The following is a 21571-nucleotide window of genomic DNA, read 5'->3' as shown; positions in this document are numbered from 1 at the left end:
CTGATTTCCTCTATAAGTGTAACTTCATTCTTAACTGAAAAAAGCATCACTGCATAGTTTTTAGAAATCCCTTTACTATTGTATCAAACTTTTCCGGTTGTTCCACATGAATTGCATGGCCAGCACCATCAATTTTGACAAATTTCGCGTCAGAGACGCATTTTTCGATGTTTTTTAATATGCGAAAGAACTTTTCATCATGCTCTCCGTTCATTAAAAGAACAGGTATTTTTAAGTTTTTCAGCTCATCCCACCATGAAGGCTGAGCCCCAGTTCCCATGCCTCGCAAGCTATTTGCGAGCCCTTTTGGGTTGTTAGCAAGTCGTTCTTTTCGCACCGCTTCTTGTACGTTTTTTGCTAAACGTCTTTGCGTTTCAAAAAGCGGAATATTTTCCCACATCGATACAAAACTTTCTATGCCTTCTCGCTCAATTTTATCGGCAAGTCGATCATCTTTTTCACGACGTTCTTTTCTATCTGCTTCGTTTTCGAGCCCAGCTGTACAATTTTCTAATAAAAGAGAATGTACATAATCTGGATATAGACATGCCATCGTAATCGCCAATCTACCGCCCATTGAATAGCCAAGTATATGTGCTTTTTCAATATGAAGATAATCTAATAGTTCTTTCATTTGCAATGCCACATTTCGAATGTCATAATGCGCAACATCTTCAGGACTCTCGGTCTTTCCATGTCCAACAAGATCCACTCCAATAACTTGAAACTGCTCACTCCATGAAGAGATAAAAGAACGCCACGTTTCCATGCTTCCCGTAAAACCATGAAGAAGTAGAAGTGGTTCCCCGCTTCCGACTACTTCATATTCATACGATACACCTTGCAGCGTTACTTTCATTTTGATTCACCTTGTAAAGATGTAGTAATTACGTCCATCGTTTTTGTCCATAATGTACGGTGCAATGTTAAGTTCTCATCACGATTCGTACAAATTTCCACAACGTTTAAACCTTCCGCCCTTGTTCCCTTTTGTACCTCTTCTCGGAATTGCTCCCAACCGTTTACACGGCTAAATGAACCACCGTACATTTTGACAACGTGCTCATAATCAAGTCCAATTGGTGTTCCAAATAATGATTCAAAATGTTCCTTTTTCTCATACTGTGGTAAGAATGAGAAAATACCCCCGCCATCATTATTTACAACGACAATTGTTATGTTTAATTCATGTAATTTCGCTGCTAACAGTCCATTTAAATCGTGATAAAATGATAAATCACCAATCACTAATACAAGTGGGTCGCAAATAACGCTCGCTCCTAGAGCTGTCGAAATGATTCCATCAATACCATTTACACCACGATTTGCCATCACATGGATATTTTTATCCGATGTGAAGAAGAATGAGTCTGTATCACGAATTGGCATACTATTGCTCGCAAATAACGTTGCGTCTTCTGGTAATACGCGCACAATATCTGTAATAACCTTTCCTTCAAATGCAGTTTCATATGTTTCCATTTCACGAAGCGTTTCCTTCGTTTTTTCGTTTATATGTTGCCACATACTGAACCAATCATTCTTTTTCATAACTGGCATTTTTTCTATTAATGCCTTGCAGAATTCAATGTCACTTGCTTGCACAACTTCTGTCGCAACAAGAGCTGGATCTCTCCATTGTCCTGATTCATCGACAACGATATGAACTGCTTTTGTTTGTTTTTTTATGAACTGCGTTAATGATTTAGAAATAGGCATACCACCAAAGCGAATTAAAACGTCCGGTTTCCATGTTTCTTTTAACTGTTCATTTCGTAAAAATGTATCGTAACAGTCAATTACCATCGTTTTATCGTGGTGTCCGCTACGAATATTAGAAAGTGGGTCTGCTAATATAGGATAGCCAGTTTTCTCAGCTAATTGCGTTGCAAACATTGCAATTTCTGCATGACTATCATCTCCACAAATAATAAGCCCCTTTTCCATATGTGAAAGGCGCCCTACAAGAGAATCTACATATTCACTCGGCATCACCGCGTTTCCTTGCTGAACTACTCCTGTATATTCACTACGTCCTTTATCCCATAAGCTTTCTAGTGAGAAATCAGGGATAAGCGGCTCGCGAACTGGAAAATTAAGATGAACAGGACCCTGCGGCGCTAAACAAGCATTTGCTACTATACGCTGCGTCGTCATACGAGCGTAATGATACATCGCCTCACTTGCTTCTGGCAGTGCCATCTCTGTAAATTGTTTCACAAAAGTACCGTATAAATTAAATTGATTCATTGCTTGTGGTGCACCCACATCTCTTAATTCATGCGGTCTATCCGCTGTTAAGACGATAAGCGGGACCCTTGAATGAAAAGCTTCACATACAGCTGGATAATAGTTCGCTGCTGCTGTTCCTGACGTACATAATAATGCTACTGGGCGTTTTTTTGCTTTCGCAATACCGAGCGCAAAAAATCCTGCAGATCTTTCATCTACATGTAAATAAGTGTTCATTCCTTCATGTTGTTCCATTAGTAGAGCAATCGGCGTTGACCGTGAGCCTGGACTAATGACAACATCACATACATTTAGACGCGTCAGTTCATCCACGAACGCGCCTAAATAATATGATAATGCTTCTATATGATTGTTCATTTCATTAATTCCTCCAAAGCACCAAGCATCGGTCTAAACTTCAAACTTGTTTCTTCATATTCAAGTTGCGGTACAGAATCAATTACAATCCCGCAACCAGCAAATAATGATGCTTTCTCGCCATTTAATAACCCGCAGCGGAGTGCAACCGCAAACTCACCATTTCCTTCATCATCTATCCAGCCAATCGGTGCGCCATATAATCCTCTGTCTAACAATTCAACATCACGAATCAGTTTCATCGCTTCCAAACGAGGTGTCCCGCCAAGAGCTGGTGTTGGATGTAATTCTTCTACCATTGTTAAAAGACTCGCATCGCCCTTTGCCTCTACAGGCGTATATAAATGAATTAAGTTTTTCGTTGTTAATAAGCCCGGACTTTCCGGAATATTAACAGATTCGCAGTGCTCATTTAATACTCCTCGAATCATGTTTACAACATAACCGTGTTCAGCTAAATTCTTTTCATCATGAAGAAGCGCATTACTATTTCGCTTACTTTCTTCTATAGATTGACCATGACCAGTTGAACCAGCAAGACACATCGAAGTAAACTTCTCATCTTCTTTGCGAATTAACCTCTCTGGCGTCGCTCCTAAGAAGCATGCTCCTTTATAATCAAAAGAAAATACGTAACAATCCGGTTGCCCAATGCGAAGTGCTTCTAAAACGAGAGCAGAATCAATATGATGATCCATTTCTACTTTTAGCTCCCTCGCTAATACAACCTTCTGCACGTTCCCCTGCTTCATCTCATCTTGCACTTTCTCAATGGCATTCATCCAGCTTTTTGGATCTACTTCCACTTTAGAAGTAACTGTTAATTTCGATCCTTCTAATGCACATTTACTCTCCCCAAAAATTTTCTCTTCTAAAGAAACAATTTCGTTATAAAGAGTTTCTGCACAATCTGTTGCTGAAACGAATGTATTCATTGTTAACCATGCTTTTTCATTTTTTACAGTTAATAAAAATGCTGGTAGTGAAAATGTCGTATCATCGAATTCTTTCCATAAGTCCGTTTTCTCTTTTTCTTGGTCAAATGAAAATCCACCAAATAAAAGAGGACCTGTTCCAAATTCATATTTTTCTCTTTGTACAAATGCTTTCTCTTTTACTTTATCCCACTCGTCACGAGCCGCTTGAAAGCGTTTGTGAGAAGAATTTGCTATAGTGAAAACAGAGCCAATTCCAGCAAATATTACATGCTGAGCTGGATCTGCAAAATAACATCTATTTTCCAATGCAATCCTTTTTCCTGCTGCATAAAACAGAAGCGGATCCATCCAGTCTATTTGTTTTACAAAACTAACCAATATTTTTTCATCAGTTGCATGCTTAATGGCTGCACTAAGAACTTCTTGCAAGCCTTTTTGTTTCGTTTGAATCACAATTGTCTCCCCCCTATGGGCGAAAAATAGTCATAATTACGCTTGATTTTAAGATACACCTCAAACGAAAGGCCTGTCAACGTTTAGCATTTCTGAGAAATTCACCTTCTCTTCCTAGAAAATAAACGTTGACACTAAATGATGCTTTTTCTACACTTAGTTGTGTACAATATGTGACCAAAGGAGGATTCAACATGGAAATGAACGTCGAAACGAATTCCTCTCCTACGGCGCCAAAACCAAGCAAGCAAACAGGCTGGCGCATTTGGTGGAGTTTACTACGTCCCCATACATTAACAGCAGCTTTCGTTCCTGTTTTCATCGGAACAGCCTATGCAATGCAGGTCGGAGGTATAAATCAAATACATCTCCCTCTTTTCCTTATAATGCTTCTTGCTTGTCTTCTCATTCAGGCAGCAACAAACATGTTTAATGAATACTTTGATTATAAAAGAGGACTCGATCACGAAGGTTCAGTTGGTATCGGCGGCGCTATCGTTCGCGATGGCATTCAGCCAAAAACAGTGCTTAACTTAGCATTTGGATTTTTCGGCATCGCAATACTATTAGGTGTTTATATTTGTATGAATTCTAGCTGGTGGCTTGCTGCAATCGGTCTTGTTTGTATGGCCGTTGCTTACCTTTACACGGGTGGCCCACTTCCCATTGCCTATACACCATTTGGAGAGTTAACAGCCGGATTATTTATGGGTGTTATCATTATTGGAATTTCATTCTTTATTCAAACTGGAACTGTAACATCAGAAGTCATTTTACTATCTATTCCAAGCTCCATTTTAATTGGTGCCATTTTACTAGCTAATAATATTCGTGACTTAGATGGCGATAAAGAAAACGGTCGTAAAACGTTAGCAATTCTCGTTGGACGTGAAAGAGCGGTTGGTGTACTTGCTTCGATGTTCATCGTTTCCTACATTTGGACAATTGCTTTAATTATCGTGGGCATCGTATCACCATGGATGCTTATCGTATTTTTAAGTGCACCGAAAGCATTTAAAGCGACGAAAGGCTTTATCGGCAAAAGCATTCCAATGGAAATGGTACCTGCGATGATTGCAACAGCAAAAACAAATACAATCTTCGGTTTCCTAATGGGAATGGGATTATTACTTGGATATTTCCTTTAAAAGGAGCTGCTAATGCGGCTCCTTTTTCATATACCAATTTCAGCTCATAATTCCTACTCGCAACGCTCATACTATGTAAAGAAACTGAATTGTAGGAAGGTGGACGACTATGTTAACTCCACAACAAATAAATCAATTTAAATCCGTTTTAGAAAAACAAAAACAAGAACTAGAGCAAACGATACAAACACATGAAAATGAAGATCGTGCATCTGAACGTGAGTCTGTTGGAGAATTATCTAGCTATGATAACCATCCAGCTGATATGGCTACAGAGCTATATGAACGCGAAAAAGACTTCGGACTTATTGAACTTTGGCATAAACAGCTAGAGGATACGAAACATGCCCTGCAAAAAATAGAAGCGGGTACGTACGGCATTTGCGAAGTGTCTAGTGAAGAAATTCCGTTTGAAAGATTAGAGGCAATGCCGACTGCTACAACATGCATCCAGCACGCGACAAATAAGCTAAATATGAATACACGACCAGTCGAAGAAGAAGTATTGTCTCCCTCTTTCCATAAACACGATGAGGATCGCTCTGTTGAGTACGATGCAGAAGATGCATGGCAAGATGTTGCTAATTACGGAACATCTGAAACACCATCTGATTTAGAAAGACAAGATTCGAAAAACTATAATGGCATGTACGTAAATAGTGAAGAAAACGTAGGCTACGTAGAGGATTTCGAAAACTTTATCGGTACAGATATGTATGGAAAAAATCCGCAAGTTTTCGCTACAGAAGAGCATGAAGAATATGAACAAATGCTTGATGACTTTGAAGAGCGTACGTTTAAGGGCGAACTATCTTCAAATGAGTCGAGTTCCAAAGAATAAAAAAAAAGCATTCCGAAAATCGGAATGCTTTTTATCGCTAGCTAATTAGTTTTTTGTAACGTTAGCAGCTTGTGGTCCACGGTTACCTTCAACGATTTCGAAAGAAACTTCTTGACCTTCTTCTAAAGTTTTGAATCCGTCACCTTGGATAGCTGAGAAGTGAACGAATACATCGTCTCCACCTTCAACTTCGATGAAACCGAAACCTTTTTCGCTGTTGAACCATTTAACTTTACCTGTTTGCATGTCATGTACCTCCTAAATAAAAATGAAACTATGAATCCACATGAAAAGGTGGATATAAAGGACATGAATGTATAACAAGCTTACAGCCTTTAATTCAACGTGCTTTATTTCCGTACCACATTATGTAGCTCAATAGTGATTTCACTATATCACGCTATATCCAAAACGTCAAATGAGAACACTTTCATTCCACCATTTTTTTATAATTTTAATATAATGTTGAATTTCCATATTCATATTTTAGCCCGGTATTTGTGGATAATTTGATTGGCGGGAGCTGCTAATCCGTTTGGGTTGGCCCCATTTTATTTGAAAATTAACAAAACTAAAGTATTCTAATCCTATTAAATTCTGTACAATATAAGTATCTATTACATACGAGGTGAAAAAAATGAGAGCACATGAAATCGAGTATAAGTTATACGGAGATGATATGCAGTTTGTTGAAATTGAGTTAGATCCAGAAGAAAGCGTGATCGCAGAAGCTGGCGCAATGATGATGATGGAAGATTACATAGAAATGGAAACAATCTTCGGTGATGGTTCTGGCCCATCTGGAGGTTTATTCGGAAAATTAATGGGCGCTGGTAAGCGTCTCGTTACAGGCGAAAGTATGTTTATGACTGTATTTACAAATACAGGTCACGGCAAACGCCACGTCTCATTTGCTGCTCCTTATCCTGGTAAAATTATTCCTGTAGATTTAACAGAATATCAAGGAAAAGTAGTTTGTCAAAAAGATGCCTTTCTTTGTGCCGCAAAAGGTGTTTCTATCGGAATTGAATTTACGAAAAAAATAGGAACTGGTTTCTTCGGTGGTGAAGGTTTCATCATGCAGAAACTTGAAGGTGACGGTCTTGCTTTCATGCACGCAGGTGGAACTGTATATAAACGTGAATTAAAACCTGGTGAGAAACTTCGCATTGATACAGGTTGTCTTGTTGCTATGACAAAAGACATTAACTATGATGTCGAGTTCGTTGGAAAAGTAAAAACAGCTCTATTTGGCGGCGAAGGTTTATTCTTCGCAACGTTAGAAGGACCTGGAACAGTTTGGATTCAGTCCTTAACACTTAGCCGATTAGCAGCACGCCTTACAAGCCCAGCAGCGCAAAGTACTGGCGAAGGTAGTGTATTAGGTGGCCTTGGTCGTTTATTAGATGGGAAAGAGTAAACTGTGCCCTTATGTGGGCATGGCCATCAACTAATAAAATAATAAAATTAAAACACCCTTGCTTGCAGTAATAAAGTGAAAGGGTGTTTTAATTTACGTCTACAAACGAGAAAAAGCAGTTAAAATAAAGTAATAAGGTTTACTTCAGGAAAATAAGGTATATTATATTTGTTGAGTAGATTCTCTTTAGAGACAAGAAAAGTAGGTGAACAAAGTGGGAAAATATCAATTGGATTCCAAAAGTCAGGTAGCTGTGGCAAAGTTCCATGAAAAACAGAAGCCTGCCAAATTTGATAAAAAGCAGCAACTTGAAAAATTGCGTATGGAGTATTTGAAAAAGAAGCAAAAACAAACAGATAAATAATATGTTTTATTTTCCGAATTTTTTCTGTATGTAACGCAAACAAACACAAGAAAATAGGTAAGTTATTCATCATTCAAATATATACAGGCTATTTTTTCAAACCTCTTACTTATGCAACTAACGCATGCGTCAGTTCATTAAGAATAACTAAAAAAGTCGATTCCTTGAGATGAAAAAGAGTAAACAGTGCCCTTATCAGGCACTGTTTTATTTTGACATTATAATTTCCTCCACTGATTTAGGTAAGCGATACAAGCTATTCCCCACCTCCAAAAGAATGAATCAAGTTCCTCACCGCATATATTAAACTATACCTTTTCTTAAGGAGGGCTACCTTAATGCGTACTCCTTTATCCTTTGATAAAGAAACTGCCATACTGTTAGCTTCTTGTTGTGAGTTAACGTATGAACAATATAAACAAAATGGTATTTTCGAAATACCAGATGGTTTTCAATATGTACAAGGTTTTCAAGGAAAGGCCATTCAAACAACAGAATGGTTCGGATTTATATTAGAATCTGAGGATACAATTATCGTTGCCTTCAGAGGCACTCAAACAGATCCAGATTGGATTATTGATTCTCTCGTCAATCAAAAACCTTATCCTTATGCTTTAAATGGCGGAAATGTCCATAACGGTTTTCTCTCTATTTATGAGTCTTGTCGTGATTCTATTATGGATATGCTCGTATCATTGCCAGCACATAAAAAACTGCTAGCTACTGGGCATAGTCTAGGTGGCGCGCTTGCCACATTACACATATTAGATGCACGTATAAATACTGCCTTCGCACAGTATGGACTTTATACATTCGCTTCTCCAAAAGTAGGAGATATCGCTTTTCGAAATTATTATAAACTACAAGTAGCTAGTAGCTTTCGTTTCGTCAACTTATTCGATGTCGTTCCACTTCTCCCTCCCCGAAACATAAATTTTAATGATCATGACTGGGAGTATGCACACGTCCATCACAACATGACATTTACAAAAAACACAAAATCCATTACAAATAATCATTCCATTACAACATACAAAACATGTCTGACTTCTCATTTTTAACCAGTAAACAATTGGAAATAAAATATTCGTATACTATAATAATCTATGAAGTTATTTTTGGATGAGGGGACCTTACATGTTAAAATTTATCTTCGCATTTTTCCTTATTGTAATTTTTACGGTTACAGGTTTCTTTACATTTTCATACTTTGCGACAGGAGAGTATGATGGGGCAGGTATCATATATACCACTGTTCCATTTCTTTCTTAAGCAAAATAAATAAAACGAGCTTAATTTTATTAAGCCCGTTTTATTTATTAATATCCATTTCTGTTGGTAAATCGATAATATATCTCCCAATATAGCAACCTCTTTAAAACTGTTTAACAGCATTACCAATACCCCAAATTTCATTACTGTACTGCAAAATCGTTCGATCGCTCGCAAAATGACCAGACTGTGCAATATTTAAAATCGACATTTCTAGCCACTTCGTTCGGTTCTCATAAGCTCTACCGACAGCTTCTTGTCTTTCAGCATATGGACCAAAATCTCGCAGAACGAAATATTCATCATTTTGAATAACGAGAGAATCGTAAATTGCTTCAAATTCGGCTCCCGACTGTGCAAAGAAACCATTCGTTAACTGATCTACTACCTTTTTAATGTGCCCATTGTGGTGATAATAATCACTTGCACGATATCCACCATTTTGATAGTAATGAAGAACCTCTTCTGCTGTTAAACCGAAAATGAAACAGTTATCATCACCGACCCTGTCTTTTATTTCAATATTCGCTCCGTCTAACGTGCCGAGTGTAATCGCACCATTCATCATAAATTTCATATTCCCTGTTCCCGATGCTTCTTTACTCGCAGTTGAAATTTGTTCACTTACATCGGCCGCTGGGAATATATCTTCCGCTAAAGAAACTCGATAGTTTTCTAGAAAGATAACTTTCATATATTGGCTTACGTACGAATCATTATTCACTTTTCTTGCGAGTTCATTTATTAATTTAATAATTTTTTTCGCGTAATAATAGCCAGGTGATGCTTTCGCTCCAAAAATAAAAGTACGCGGATAAAATGTAAAACTAGCATCCTCTTTCAGACGGTTATACAAATATAAAATATGAAGAACATTTAGTAATTGTCGTTTGTAAGCATGCAGTCTTTTTACTTGCACATCAAAAATAGAATTAGGATCAATTGTAATCCCCATTTTATTATGAATGCGCGCCGCTAAAATTTCTTTACGCTCTTGTTTTACCTCTGCAAATTTCTCTTGGAAACTCGCATCGTATTGAACTAATTGTAGCTCTTGAAGCTTAATCGGTTCTTTCTTCCACTCTGTTCCAATCGCCTCTGAAATAAGGTTTGTCAGCTGTGGATTCGCCTTCATTAACCAGCGTCTATGAGCGATCCCATTCGTTTTATTATTAAACTTATCTGGATAAAACTCATAAAACAATCGCATTTCACGTTGCTTTAAAATTTCCGTATGAATTTTTGCTACACCGTTTACGCTATGGCTACCGACAATCGCTAAATGAGCCATTTTCACAAGATCATGTGCAATAATCGCCATCTCTTCAATACGATGCCATTCATACGGATAACGTTCCCAAAGCTCATGACAGAAACGTTCATTAATCTCTTCAATAATCATATAAATTCTCGGTAATAACGGTTTAAAAATGTGAATTGGCCACTTCTCAAGCGCTTCTGATAACGTCGTATGATTTGTATAAGAAATCGTTTGCGTCGTTATGTGCCAAGCTTCTTCCCATGCTAGTTTTTCTTCATCTAATAAAATACGCATCAATTCTGGAATCGCCAAAACTGGATGTGTATCATTAATATGAATCGCAATTTTCTCATGTAATTGACGAAGATCACCATATCTTTCTCTATGCATACGAACGATATTTTGCAAACTTGCTGATACGAGGAAATACTGTTGTTTCAAACGAAGTATTTTCCCCTCATCATGCGTATCATCTGGATATAAAAACTCCGATACCGCCTCTGTTTCACGCTTATATTTCAAAATATCTTTGCAATTTTGCGGGAAAGGAACTGGTTCAGCATTCCAAAGTCTAAGTGTATTTACAGTACTCGTCTCATAACCTACTACCGGAACGTCATATGGTACTGCCATAATCACTTCTGCATTCGTATGCCTAAACTCTAAACGTCCATCAATGTATAGCGGTTCAACATTGCCGAAATAACTTACTTCTACAGCTTGATCATGCCTTCTTACTTCCCATACGTTTTCATGAAGAAGCCATTGTTCTGGAAATTCAACTTGGTAACCATCAACGATCTTTTGATCAAATAAGCCGTGTTTGTAACGAATGCCACAACCATGACCTGGTAAGTTTAACGATGCAAGTGAGTCAAGGAAACAGGCTGCTAATCGTCCAAGTCCACCATTTCCAAGACCTGCATCTGCTTCCACTTCTTCTAACTCTTGTAACGAAACCCCTAGTTCAGATAACCCCTGCTCGCATACATCTCGAATACCTAAATTCAAGATGTTACTTCCAAGCAAACGTCCAAGCAAAAACTCAATAGACAAGTAATACATTTGCTTTTGCTCTCCGGATCGATAACTCTCGTTCGTTGCAATCCATTGACCATTCATATACTCACGTACCATATGGCCGAGTGTATTATATTGATCACGAGTTGTAGAGTCTTTGAAACTTTTACCATACATCGTCTCTAACTTTTCTAGAAAAGCTGATTTGAAACTTTCAACATGAGTAAACATTTCTTCACCACCTACATGTTATTCCATGAGACTTTTATACAATTTCTTATAAGCAAGAGCTGACTTCTCCCAGCTATAATCTTCCGTCATCGCTTGCTTTACAAGCTGCTCCCATACCGGTTTATCATGATAAAATTCAATTGCACGAAGAACTGTGTGCAACATGTCATGTGCATTAAAGTTCGTGAAACTGAAACCATTTCCTTCTCCAGTTTCTTCATCATAAGATTGTACCGTATCATTTAATCCGCCTGTTTCTCTTACAATTGGAATCGTACCGTAAGCTAATGCGATAAGTTGTCCAAGTCCACACGGTTCAAACAGTGATGGCATTAAAAATAAATCACTTCCCGCATATACTTGGTGAGCTAATTCTTCATTAAAGCCGATATACACTTTTACCTTCTCAGGATACTCGTATGCCATCCACTCAAAGAATTGCTCATATTCCGAATCACCTGATCCTAAAATAATGCATTGTACATCTTCCTCCATTATTTCACGGAATACAGTACGTACTAAATCAAGACCTTTTTGCTTCGTTAATCTCGTTACCATTGAAATAATCGGCGTATCTTCTTTTTCTGGCAAACCGAAATAACGCTGCAAGGCGCGTTTATTTTCATTCTTTTCCTCTAATGACTCTGCATCGTACTGAGCAGTAATATACGAATCCGTTTCTGGATTATATACGCTCGTATCAATTCCATTTACAATGCCGCTAAGCTTATCATTATATTTTCGTAACAACCCATCTAACTTCTCACCGAAAAATTCATATTGAATTTCTTCTTTATATGTCGGGCTAACCGCTGTAATTTGATCAGAAGCGATAATACCGCCCTTCATAAAGTTCACATTTCCATAAAACTCTAACTGCTCACTATGGAAATATTCATCACCAAGTTCTAACAAGTCGTACATCACTTCAGGAGGAAATACACCTTGGAACTGCAAGTTATGAATTGTATATACCGTTTTAATATGCTCATATAATGGGTTATCTTGATACTTTTCACGTAGTAAAAAATTAACCATAGCTGTATGCCAATCGTGGCTATGAAGAACATCCACTTCGAAATCAAGATGCGGAATACACTCTAAAACTGCTTTCGAAAAATAAGAAAAACGCTCTCCATCATCATAATGACCATACAGAGAATCCCTCTTAAAATAATACTCATTATCTATTAAGTAATACGTAATCCCGTCTTGCTCACCTTTTAAAATTCCACAATATTGATTTCTCCACCCAAGCGGGACGTTAATTACTTTATGTAACGTACATCCATCTCTTAACTTTTGCGGAATGAGACTATAATTCGGAAGTATAATACGAACGTCCACTCCTAATTTTTTCAGCTCTTTTGGGAGCGCACCCGCTACATCAGCTAATCCTCCCGATTTCACAAACGGTACACATTCTGATACTGCAAATAAAATATTCACTTGTTGTCCCACTGCGCGAAAAGTTTTTATTACTCCTCTTGCAGCTTCCTCCCTTCGAGTTTTCATTTGAATTAAAACTTTAATCAGTGGAGGAAGACCCCCACTGATTCTTTTAAGAATAACTATTAATCGTACTGTTTTGAACGCTTCCTTTTTCTACAACGTATGGCTCATCGGCGTTTCCTTTTAGTACAACACCGTCACCAATTTTCACGTCTTTATCAATAATAACACCGTCTATTATACAGTTATCTCCAATTTGGCTCTTTTGCATAATAATACTGTTACGAATAATTGAACCTTTTCCAATTTTAACTGAACGGGAAACAACACTGTTTTCGACTTCCCCTTCAATAATACTACCGTTTGCAATCATTGTATTTTTCACGACTGCACCCTTTAGATAACGAGTTGGTGGCTCATCTTTTACTTTCGTAAAGATCGGTGCTTCTTTCTTAAATAATTGCTTCCAAATAGCAGGTTGCAAAATTTCTAAGCTATGTTTATAGTAACTTTCAATCGAGTCAATAATTGCTACATATCCAGTATGTTCATATGTAGCAATGTGTAATGATTTCCCGCGCTTTTCTCTCACTACATCAAATAAACTGTATTGTTCCACATCTTTATATGACTCAAATAAGTCTAACAATAATTGTTTCTTTAACACATATGTTTGAAGCGAAACCCCTTCATGGCAAACTTCCGTAATATCAGCTGCCGTATGTATATGTCGCTCTAACACCGCTTGAAAATTTAATGCTGTTACGAGATGGCTATTCGTAATAACAACGTACTCTTCTCTGCTTCTTAGAAAATAATCAATATGTCTTCTAAAGTGTGCAAAAGACCCAAATTCATCTTGGTCACATTGGCAGTTTGGCGGGAATAAAAATAGTCCGTCTCGTTTTCTATCTAAATCCCACTGTTTTCCTGAACCAACATGGTCCATTAACGAACGATTTTTATGGCTTGTAAAAACTGCCACACTATGAATACTAGAATTCACCATATTTGAAAGCATGAAATCAATGAGTCGATAACGGCCCCCAAACGGTAACGCCGCTAGTGAACGATGCCCTGTTACTTTCTTTAAGGAAGGAAAACTTCCCGTTGCATTAATAATTCCTAACATTTTTTCTCCCATTCATTTCATCCCCCTTTTCTATTTCCCTTCAGCAATTAATACTACATCGTCAACATTCTTTTCTGGACGAATGATTGTTCCATCTTCGATAACCATTTCTGATCCAACAATCGCTCTTTCAATCACAACATTTTTACCAATCTTAGCCCCTGGCATAACGACAGAATCAATCACCATACTTCCTTCTTCCACCGTCACTCCTTGGAATAACACAGAATGCTTCACGTCCCCTTCAATGACGCACCCTTCGTTAATAAGCGATTCTTCTACTTTCGCCTTTTCAGCAATATATTGAGGCGGTTCGTTTGGATTGACAGAGTAAATACGCCAATTACGATCATTTAAATTCAGTGATGTTTCATCGCGAAGCAAATCCATATTCGCTTCCCATAAGCTCTTCACCGTTCCAACATCTTTCCAATATCCTTCAAACGGATACGCCATTAGCTTCTTCCCTTCATCCAATAAAAGCGGAAGTACGTCTTTTCCGAAATCGTTACTAGATTCAGGGTTTCTTGCATCCATCTCTAAATACTCTTTCAAAATTGACCAATTAAAAATATAGATTCCCATTGATGCAAGATTACTTCTTGGAAATTGCGGTTTCTCTTCAAACTCAACAATCTCCATTTCTTCATTTGTATTCATAATGCCAAAGCGACTTGCTTCATCCCAAGGTACTTCAATAACAGAAATGGATACGTCCGATTCTTTCTCAATATGGTAATCTAGCATCTTACTGTAATCCATTTTATAAATATGGTCGCCTGATAAAATGAGAACATACTCCGGTTCATACTGACTTAAATAGTTTAAGTTTTGATAAATGGCACTTGCCGTACCTGTATACCACTTAACCCCTGAAGACTCCGCATAAGGAGGTAAGACTGTGACCCCACCGTTTACTCGGTCTAAATCCCACGCATTTCCGATTCCGATATAATTATGAAGTTCGAGTGGTTGATATTGCGTTAAAATCCCAACCGTTTCAATACCAGAATTCGCACAGTTACTTAGCGTAAAATCAATAATGCGATATTTACCACCAAATGGAACAGCTGGCTTGGCTAAATTCTTTGTTAATGCACTTAAACGACTACCTTTTCCCCCTGCTAGTAACATTGCTACGCACTTTTGTTTTTGAGCCATCTTGTTTTTTGCTCCCCTTTCTCGTCTTCACTGGTCGTAATATGGATACGCCAAATGGTGGAATTGTAATTTCTACATGTGCTGCTTGATTATGAAACGGTTCTTGAATCGCCTTCAGACGTTTCTTATTTACTTGCCCTGACCCGCCATATTGCTCAGCATCACTATTTAAAATCTCGTTATAATACTCGAAATCTGGTACACCTACTTTATAGTTTTCATATGTAGCTTTCGTAAAATTACATACGATAACTAATGCATCTTCTTGTTTATCCCCTTGGCGGATAAATGAGAAAATACTTTGCTCGTTATTATTAGCATCAATCCACTGAAAACCTTCAGGCGAATGATCAAGCTGCCAAAGTGGTTTTGAGCGCTTATACAATGCTATGAGCTCTTTAAAGTAATCATGCATATAACGATGCATTTCAAAATCATGTAAATTCCAATCTAAATCTTCAAGGTCTTTCCACTCATCAAACTGCCCGAATTCTCCTCCCATGAAAAGTAATTTCTTTCCTGGGTGAGTAAAGAAATATCCATATAATAAACGAAGCTGAGCAAACTTATCCCAGTAATCACCTGGCATTTTATTTAATAATGACTTTTTTCCATGAACGACTTCATCATGAGAAAGGGGTAATATGAAGTTTTCAGAGTAAGCATATAGTAAAGAGAACGTCATTTTCTCATGAATATATTTTCTGTACTCTGGCGCACACTCCATATATTTCAGCACGTCATTCATCCAACCCATATTCCATTTGTAATTGAATCCAAGCCCACCTTCATACGTTGGTGCTGTTACAAGTGGCCAAGCTGTTGAATCCTCTGCCGTCATAAGAAAATCTTCATCCTCTGCAAATACCGCTTCATTTAACTCCCGTAAAAATGACACAGCGTACTCATTACTTTGCTCTTGTCCTTCTTTATTCCAGTACAACATGTTCGCAACTGCATCTACTCTGAAACCATCAATATGGAAATATCTCATCCAAAATAACGCATTTGAAATTAAGAAATTACGTACCTCTCTCTTTCCTAAATCAAAATTGACAGTTCCCCATACTAGATTTTCTTGTACATCTTTATCTTTATATTCATAGGTCGGTGTGCCATCAAACAAATATAAACCGTGAGCATCTTTACAAAAATGCCCCGGTACCCAATCTAAAATGACACCGATTCCATATTTATGACATTCGTCGACAAAATACATTAAATCATGCGGTGTACCAAATCTACTCGTCGCTGCATAATATCCCGTCCCTTGGTATCCCCAAGAACGATCATATGGATGCTCAACAAGCGGCATAATTTCAATATGTGTAAATTGATGTTCCACCACATACGGAATGAGTTCTTCCGCCATTTCCCTGTAAGAATACAGTGTTCCGTCTTCTTTCTTTTTCCAAGAACCAAAATGTAATTCATAAACTGTCATCGCTTCTTTATAAATCGGTTTTTTCTTTTTCTTACGATTCCAGTTTTTATCATTCCATTCATATCCTTTTATATCAAAAACTACAGATGCCGTATTCGGTCTTACTTCTGCATATATAGCATACGGATCTGCCTTTAAAATGACGTCACCAGCCAACGTTTCAATCGCATATTTATATATTTCTCCTTCTTCAATATGCGGTATAAATAAGGACCAAATGCCTTCTTCTGTCACTTGTAGCATCTTATGTTGCTCATAATCCCACTCATTAAAATCTCCAACAACACTCATTGCTTTCGCATGAGGAGCCCACACTGTAAATCGTACCCCTTGAATCTCATCTTCCGTCACAACATGTGCGCCAAAGATGTTATAACTTTCATAGTACTTTTCTGTATGAAACTCATCTCGTTTCACTTCTTCACAATTTATTACACTCAATATGCTCACCTCACTTAGATGACAGAATTTTTTATACTTTAACTATTTCTGCGAAAAACTGCAATATCCTTGTTAATTTATAAAAAACATTCGTTTTTTTCTTAAAAATGTTAGTTTTTCTTCACATTTCCGTGTAAAATATCGAATTTTGACGAATATTCATTGTAAACGCTTCATTCTACTTCTATATTTCCACCTATTATTTTTTTCTCAACCTTTATTTTATTATGTTTATCCTATTTTTCATGCTATTTTCCACTCAAAATCAAAACAAAATAATCTGTCATAAAAAAATGTTTCTCAATATTTTTTGTCACAATTTTATTGAAATGCGAAATTTAATCCTGCTTTTGAAAAGCTACTTTCAGAAAAAGAAGTAAGCGCAAAAGTAAATGAACCGAAACTAGAGGCAGGTTCTGTTACAGTTGGCGGCGTTATCGATGACAAAAACTTTGCTGGATTAGATGGTGATTTCCCGTTCATTGATGTAACTTTCAAAGTAGAAAATGATGAATTTTATGAAGCAAACGCTCAATTAGAGTCACCAATTTTTGTTTACTGGAAACAAGGTGAATCAGAACCAAATAGAATGCGTGTACTTCAAGATCAAACATTCTCAGTTATGTCCTTAAACTCACTAGTAGAAGGAAATATTAAACCTGGTGCGTTCTTAAATGAACACGGATATTTAGATGAAAAGTTCGATTATACAAAGCTTGGCGTAAAAGTATATGCGACTGATTCTTACCGTCATAAGTTTGAAGGCTCACTAGATAAATACGGATACTTCAAACTAAATGGACTTCCAGTTAATAAACGCGACTATAACTTATATGTAGAGGTGCCAGGACATTTAACAAGCCGCCTAACAACGAAACTTGGTACTGAAAAAGACGGTAAGCTGCTTGGCCAATATTATTATGCAAGACCTGAAGAAAACATTGCCGGCGATGTAAATGGTGATAAAGTAATCGATATTAAAGATGCTGAAATTATCGCTAGCAACTATGGTAAAAAAGGAATAACTGTAAAAGACGGAGACCTTAATAAAGATGGTATTGTCGACGAAAAAGATATTCGCTTCGTTGAAAGGAACTTCTTGAAAAAAGGTCCAGATGCATCTAAATCACAAACACCTGTAGGAAAATCCCAAAGCGGTACACTGGCAGATATTTTAAAGAAATTAGGATTAACACCTAAAAAATAATAAAATGAAACTTTAATCAGTGGGTTTTTACTGCCCGACAAATAGCGGAATAATAAAGAGCACTCTACGTAAAATAGAGTGCTCTTTTCTATAAACGACCCTTATCCAGCAAAAGGGGTATATTGGGGATATACAAGGGAAACCGGAAAAGGAATTTATATCAAATTATATAAGTTCAGAGGTAAGAAGCAGTTTCCCACCTCTGAATTATTTAGTAATTATTATAGTACTGGTGCCATTGTTTCTTTTAATACTTTTACAGAATGAGCGAATTTCGCTTTTTCCTCTTCATTTAGCTCAAGTTCTACGATTTCACGTACACCTTCGCGGTTAATTACAGCTGGAACACCTACGTAAGCATCTTTCTCGCCGTATTGACCTTCAAGGTATGCAGATACAGTTAATACGCTGTTCTCGTTGTTTAAGATTGCTTTAGTTACACGAAGTAGTGACATACCGATTCCGTAGTAAGTTGCACCTTTACGCTCGATGATATGGTAAGCTGCATCACGTACGTTTTCGAAGATTTTGTCTAAGTCTTCTTGTTTGTACTGTTCGTTGTTAGCTAAGATTGTTTCTAATTTTTGTACACCGATAGTAGCGTGGCTCCATACTGGAAGTTCAGTGTCACCGTGTTCACCAACGATGTAAGCATGAACGTTACGTGGATCTACATCTAAGTAGTCACCTAACATGTAACGGAAACGAGCAGAGTCTAAAGTAGTACCAGAACCAATTACGCGCTCTTTTGGTAGACCAGATTCTTTCCAAGTTACGTAAGTTAAAATATCAACTGGGTTAGTTGCGATTAAGAAGATTCCATCGAATCCGCTATCCATAATGCCGCGAACGATTTGTTTAAAGATCTTTGTATTTTTCTCAACTAAGTCTAAACGAGTTTCACCTGGCTTTTGTGGTAATCCAGCAGTGATAACTACTAAATCTGCATCTTTACAATCTGCATAGCTACCGCTCCAAACTTTTGTTGGTGATGGAGAGAATGGTACCGCATGGCTTAAGTCCATTGCTTCCCCTTCTGCTTTTGCTTCATTAACATCTACTAATACGAATTCTTCAGCTACACCTTGGTTGATCATTGAGTAAGCGTAACTACAACCTACAGCTCCTGTTCCTACTAATACTACACGATTGATACCTTTTTTCATGGTAATTTCCCCTCTCTATTGTTCACATATATTTTTTTATGATTGTTTAAGTAATTAATTAAAATACTAATTTAATGTTGTTTAACTTCTTTACATTCATATTGTAGCACGTATTATTGTGAATCACTTCACAAATTATGACCTATTTGTGAACTTTTTCACATAGAGTGTAAAGTTATTGGAACAGGTGTGGAATCCATTTCAATGGAGGCGTTTTCTTTAGATTGTGAAAGGGTTTTTCTTGTGTTTTTCGTCGGTAAGTGAAATTATATCGGCGATTTTTAGAATATATCGACCGTAACTCCAAATATATCAGCGATTATTAAAATTTATCGATCGTAACTCAAATTATATCAGCGATTTTTGCAATATATCGACTTACCGACAAAACTCGACAATACTGACAACATAAAAAAGCTGTCTTCAGTAGATCACACCTGTTGAGAGAAAGCAGCTTCTTCTATATATTATTTATTTTCATCGGTTTCTCCAAGTGTAGGAGGCTATAGCCATACAGCTGGGGTAAAAGTTCAACTTGAGGTATCATTTATTAGATAGATAGTTCCTTCATATTCATACAGGCCCAAATAAACAACATGATTGTATTTACGGCTCTATATACCCAACTGCAACAGCCCATACTTCATATTTCTTCTATTGCATAAAAGATGCAGACTATCCAAAGTCCACCTTTATACAACAAAAAAGAGATAGCAGATTATGCTATCTCTTTTAGTATGACCCGTACGGGATTCGAACCCGTGTTACCGCCGTGAAAGGGCGGTGTCTTAACCACTTGACCAACGGGCCAATTCTGGCAGAGAAGAAGGGATTCGAACCCTCGCACCGCGTTCGCGATCTACTCCCTTAGCAGGGGAGCCCCTTGAGCCACTTGGGTACTTCTCTATAAATATGGCTCCGCAGGTAGGACTCGAACCTACGACCGATCGGTTAACAGCCGATAGCTCTACCACTGAGCTACTGCGGAACAATTATGGTGGGCCTAAATGGACTCGAACCATCGACCTCACGCTTATCAGGCGTGCGCTCTAACCAGCTGAGCTATAGGCCCATAATTGAAAAGCGGGTGAAGAGAATCGAACTCTCGACCAGAGCTTGGAAGGCTCTTGTTTTACCACTAAACTACACCCGCATTAAATTGTAAATGGTGAGCCATGAAGGACTCGAACCTTCGACCCTCTGATTAAAAGTCAGATGCTCTACCAACTGAGCTAATGGCTCATTTTGAAAGTGGTGCCGACTAGAGGACTTGAACCCCCAACCTACTGATTACAAGTCAGTTGCTCTACCAATTGAGCTAAGTCGGCTCGTGATTTCAAAATGGTGGCTCGGGACGGAATCGAACCGCCGACACGAGGATTTTCAGTCCTCTGCTCTACCGACTGAGCTACCGAGCCTTTATGTAAAAAATGGCGGTCCCGACCGGGGTCGAACCGGCGATCTCCTGCGTGACAGGCAGGCATGTTAACCACTACACCACGGGACCATTTGGTTGCGGGGACAGGATTTGAACCTGCGACCTTCGGGTTATGAGCCCGACGAGCTACCGTGCTGCTCCACCCCGCGATGATAAAATATTCACTTTAGAAAAAATGGAGGAGGTAGAGGGATTCGAACCCCCGCGCGACTCTCGCCGCCTGTCGGTTTTCAAGACCGATCCCTTCAGCCGAACTTGGGTATACCTCCGAGATATATACGTCTAATGGTGGACCTTGTAGGACTCGAACCTACGACCGGACGGTTATGAGCCGTCTGCTCTAACCAGCTGAGCTAAAGGTCCTTTATGGTAGCGGCGGAGGGGATCGAACCCCCGACCTCACGGGTATGAACCGTACGCTCTAGCCAGCTGAGCTACACCGCCATAAATGATATTAATATAAGTGGAGCCTAGCGGGATCGAACCGCTGACCTCCTGCGTGCAAGGCAGGCGCTCTCCCAGCTGAGCTAAGGCCCCATGTTTTTTGGGAATATCGGGAAGACAGGATTTGA

Annotated in this window: 16 protein-coding genes, 14 tRNA genes and 2 pseudogenes; 8 read left to right on the top strand and 24 right to left on the bottom strand. The window is 38.2% G+C overall.

The features are described 5' to 3' along the window. Positions 1 to 46: 46 nt before the first annotated feature. From menH to ACTFRY_RS00150, 3 genes are read right to left on the bottom strand one after another with little or no spacing between them, the layout of a single operon-like run. The gene (menH, locus tag ACTFRY_RS00160; protein ID WP_098616313.1) at positions 47 to 859 is read right to left on the bottom strand and encodes a 2-succinyl-6-hydroxy-2,4-cyclohexadiene-1-carboxylate synthase; all 813 of its coding nucleotides are present in this window, start codon (positions 857 to 859) and stop codon (positions 47 to 49) included. Further along, positions 856 to 2610 carry a 2-succinyl-5-enolpyruvyl-6-hydroxy-3-cyclohexene-1-carboxylic-acid synthase gene (gene menD, locus ACTFRY_RS00155; RefSeq protein WP_016118797.1) on the bottom strand — a complete coding sequence of 585 codons (1755 nt, stop codon included), beginning with the start codon at positions 2608 to 2610 and terminating at the stop codon, positions 856 to 858. Before menD ends, menH begins: the two co-directional genes overlap by 4 nt. Beyond that, on the bottom strand, positions 2607 to 4001 hold the full coding sequence (locus ACTFRY_RS00150) for an isochorismate synthase (protein ID WP_000616751.1): 1395 nt from the start codon (positions 3999 to 4001) through the stop codon (positions 2607 to 2609). The genes menD and ACTFRY_RS00150 overlap by 4 nt, the downstream gene beginning before the upstream one ends. A 194-nt stretch (positions 4002 to 4195) precedes the next feature. On the opposite strand from ACTFRY_RS00150, the gene ACTFRY_RS00145 reads away from it, so the two are divergent. Continuing rightward, the gene (locus tag ACTFRY_RS00145; protein ID WP_098616314.1) at positions 4196 to 5149 is read left to right on the top strand and encodes a 1,4-dihydroxy-2-naphthoate polyprenyltransferase; all 954 of its coding nucleotides are present in this window, start codon (positions 4196 to 4198) and stop codon (positions 5147 to 5149) included. A gap of 109 nt (positions 5150 to 5258) precedes the next feature. Then, positions 5259 to 5990, top strand: coding sequence for a yteA family sporulation protein (locus ACTFRY_RS00140; protein ID WP_098616315.1), 732 nt, complete (start codon positions 5259 to 5261; stop codon positions 5988 to 5990). Positions 5991 to 6035: 45 nt separating this feature from the next. On the opposite strand, the gene cspD is transcribed toward ACTFRY_RS00140, so the two are convergent. Further along, positions 6036 to 6236, bottom strand: coding sequence for a cold-shock protein CspD (cspD, locus tag ACTFRY_RS00135; RefSeq protein ID WP_001193054.1), 201 nt, complete (start codon positions 6234 to 6236; stop codon positions 6036 to 6038). A 391-nt stretch (positions 6237 to 6627) separates the two neighbouring features. Between cspD and ACTFRY_RS00130 the strand changes: the two genes are divergently transcribed. The 4 genes from ACTFRY_RS00130 (at position 6628) to ACTFRY_RS00115 (ending at position 9046) form a co-directional block, all read left to right on the top strand. Continuing rightward, a complete protein-coding gene (locus tag ACTFRY_RS00130) occupies positions 6628 to 7410 on the top strand; it encodes a TIGR00266 family protein (protein WP_001201257.1) in 783 nt (260 codons plus the stop codon). Between the two features lie 214 nt (positions 7411 to 7624). Next, the gene (locus ACTFRY_RS00125) at positions 7625 to 7774 is read left to right on the top strand and encodes a hypothetical protein (RefSeq protein WP_000521638.1); all 150 of its coding nucleotides are present in this window, start codon (positions 7625 to 7627) and stop codon (positions 7772 to 7774) included. Between the two features lie 338 nt (positions 7775 to 8112). Continuing rightward, positions 8113 to 8835 (top strand): lipase family protein, encoded by a 723-nt coding sequence (locus ACTFRY_RS00120; RefSeq protein ID WP_001260134.1) that lies wholly within the window; start codon positions 8113 to 8115, stop codon positions 8833 to 8835. A gap of 76 nt (positions 8836 to 8911) precedes the next feature. Further along, complete coding sequence (locus ACTFRY_RS00115; protein WP_000911065.1) at positions 8912 to 9046, top strand: hypothetical protein; 135 nt, start codon at positions 8912 to 8914, stop codon at positions 9044 to 9046. A gap of 103 nt (positions 9047 to 9149) precedes the next feature. Here ACTFRY_RS00115 and glgP read toward each other — a convergent pair whose 3' ends face one another. From glgP to glgB, 5 genes are all read right to left on the bottom strand, one after another. Continuing rightward, on the bottom strand, positions 9150 to 11558 hold the full coding sequence (gene glgP / locus ACTFRY_RS00110) for a glycogen phosphorylase (RefSeq protein ID WP_098616316.1): 2409 nt from the start codon (positions 11556 to 11558) through the stop codon (positions 9150 to 9152). A gap of 18 nt (positions 11559 to 11576) precedes the next feature. Next, positions 11577 to 13007, bottom strand: coding sequence for a glycogen synthase GlgA (gene glgA, locus ACTFRY_RS00105; RefSeq protein ID WP_033683981.1), 1431 nt, complete (start codon positions 13005 to 13007; stop codon positions 11577 to 11579). Between the two features lie 112 nt (positions 13008 to 13119). After that, positions 13120 to 14154 (bottom strand): glucose-1-phosphate adenylyltransferase subunit GlgD, encoded by a 1035-nt coding sequence (glgD, locus tag ACTFRY_RS00100; protein WP_000504163.1) that lies wholly within the window; start codon positions 14152 to 14154, stop codon positions 13120 to 13122. Between the two features lie 18 nt (positions 14155 to 14172). Further along, entirely contained in the window at positions 14173 to 15303 is a 1131-nt protein-coding gene (gene glgC, locus ACTFRY_RS00095; RefSeq protein ID WP_000057604.1) for a glucose-1-phosphate adenylyltransferase, read from the bottom strand. Further along, on the bottom strand, positions 15251 to 17188 hold the full coding sequence (gene glgB / locus ACTFRY_RS00090) for a 1,4-alpha-glucan branching protein GlgB (protein ID WP_000111397.1): 1938 nt from the start codon (positions 17186 to 17188) through the stop codon (positions 15251 to 15253). Before glgB ends, glgC begins: the two co-directional genes overlap by 53 nt. 328 nt (positions 17189 to 17516) lie before the next feature. Between glgB and ACTFRY_RS00085 the strand changes: the two are divergent. After that, a pseudogene (locus ACTFRY_RS00085) lies at positions 17517 to 18395 on the top strand (dockerin type I domain-containing protein); the annotation flags it as partial. Positions 18396 to 18616: 221 nt separating this feature from the next. On the opposite strand, the gene ACTFRY_RS00080 reads toward ACTFRY_RS00085, so the two are convergent. After that, positions 18617 to 19561, bottom strand: coding sequence for an L-lactate dehydrogenase (locus ACTFRY_RS00080; RefSeq protein WP_000715339.1), 945 nt, complete (start codon positions 19559 to 19561; stop codon positions 18617 to 18619). 471 nt (positions 19562 to 20032) lie between these two features. Here ACTFRY_RS00080 and ACTFRY_RS00075 point away from each other — a divergent pair. Then, a pseudogene (locus ACTFRY_RS00075) lies at positions 20033 to 20199 on the top strand (IS4 family transposase); the annotation flags it as partial. 100 nt (positions 20200 to 20299) lie between these two features. Here the strand turns inward: ACTFRY_RS00075 and ACTFRY_RS00070 are convergent. The 14 genes from ACTFRY_RS00070 to ACTFRY_RS00005 form a co-directional block, all read right to left on the bottom strand. Continuing rightward, positions 20300 to 20371: transfer RNA gene (locus ACTFRY_RS00070), tRNA-Glu, on the bottom strand. 5 nt (positions 20372 to 20376) lie between these two features. Then, positions 20377 to 20467 (bottom strand) — tRNA-Ser (locus tag ACTFRY_RS00065). A 7-nt stretch (positions 20468 to 20474) separates the two neighbouring features. Continuing rightward, positions 20475 to 20549: transfer RNA gene (locus ACTFRY_RS00060), tRNA-Asn, on the bottom strand. Positions 20550 to 20556: 7 nt separating this feature from the next. Continuing rightward, positions 20557 to 20633 (bottom strand) — tRNA-Ile (locus ACTFRY_RS00055). Positions 20634 to 20643: 10 nt separating this feature from the next. After that, a tRNA-Gly gene (locus ACTFRY_RS00050) sits at positions 20644 to 20714 on the bottom strand. Between the two features lie 13 nt (positions 20715 to 20727). After that, a tRNA-Lys gene (locus ACTFRY_RS00045) sits at positions 20728 to 20803 on the bottom strand. 10 nt (positions 20804 to 20813) lie between these two features. Continuing rightward, positions 20814 to 20889: transfer RNA gene (locus ACTFRY_RS00040), tRNA-Thr, on the bottom strand. A 14-nt stretch (positions 20890 to 20903) separates the two neighbouring features. After that, positions 20904 to 20979, bottom strand: a tRNA-Phe gene (locus ACTFRY_RS00035). Between the two features lie 13 nt (positions 20980 to 20992). Then, positions 20993 to 21068: transfer RNA gene (locus tag ACTFRY_RS00030), tRNA-Asp, on the bottom strand. Between the two features lie 3 nt (positions 21069 to 21071). Next, a tRNA-Met gene (locus ACTFRY_RS00025) sits at positions 21072 to 21148 on the bottom strand. A 27-nt stretch (positions 21149 to 21175) separates the two neighbouring features. Continuing rightward, positions 21176 to 21268 (bottom strand) — tRNA-Ser (locus ACTFRY_RS00020). A gap of 17 nt (positions 21269 to 21285) precedes the next feature. Next, positions 21286 to 21362, bottom strand: a tRNA-Ile gene (locus tag ACTFRY_RS00015). A gap of 4 nt (positions 21363 to 21366) precedes the next feature. Next, positions 21367 to 21443: transfer RNA gene (locus tag ACTFRY_RS00010), tRNA-Met, on the bottom strand. Positions 21444 to 21463: 20 nt separating this feature from the next. Continuing rightward, positions 21464 to 21536 (bottom strand) — tRNA-Ala (locus ACTFRY_RS00005). Between the last annotated feature and the right edge of the window lie 35 nt (positions 21537 to 21571).

Origin of the sequence: Bacillus cereus group sp. MYBK195-1 (genome assembly GCF_051916605.1) — a bacterium.
Taxonomy (GTDB): Bacteria; Bacillota; Bacilli; order Bacillales; family Bacillaceae_G; genus Bacillus_A; species Bacillus_A cereus.
This window is presented reverse-complemented; position numbering and strand designations above follow the sequence as displayed.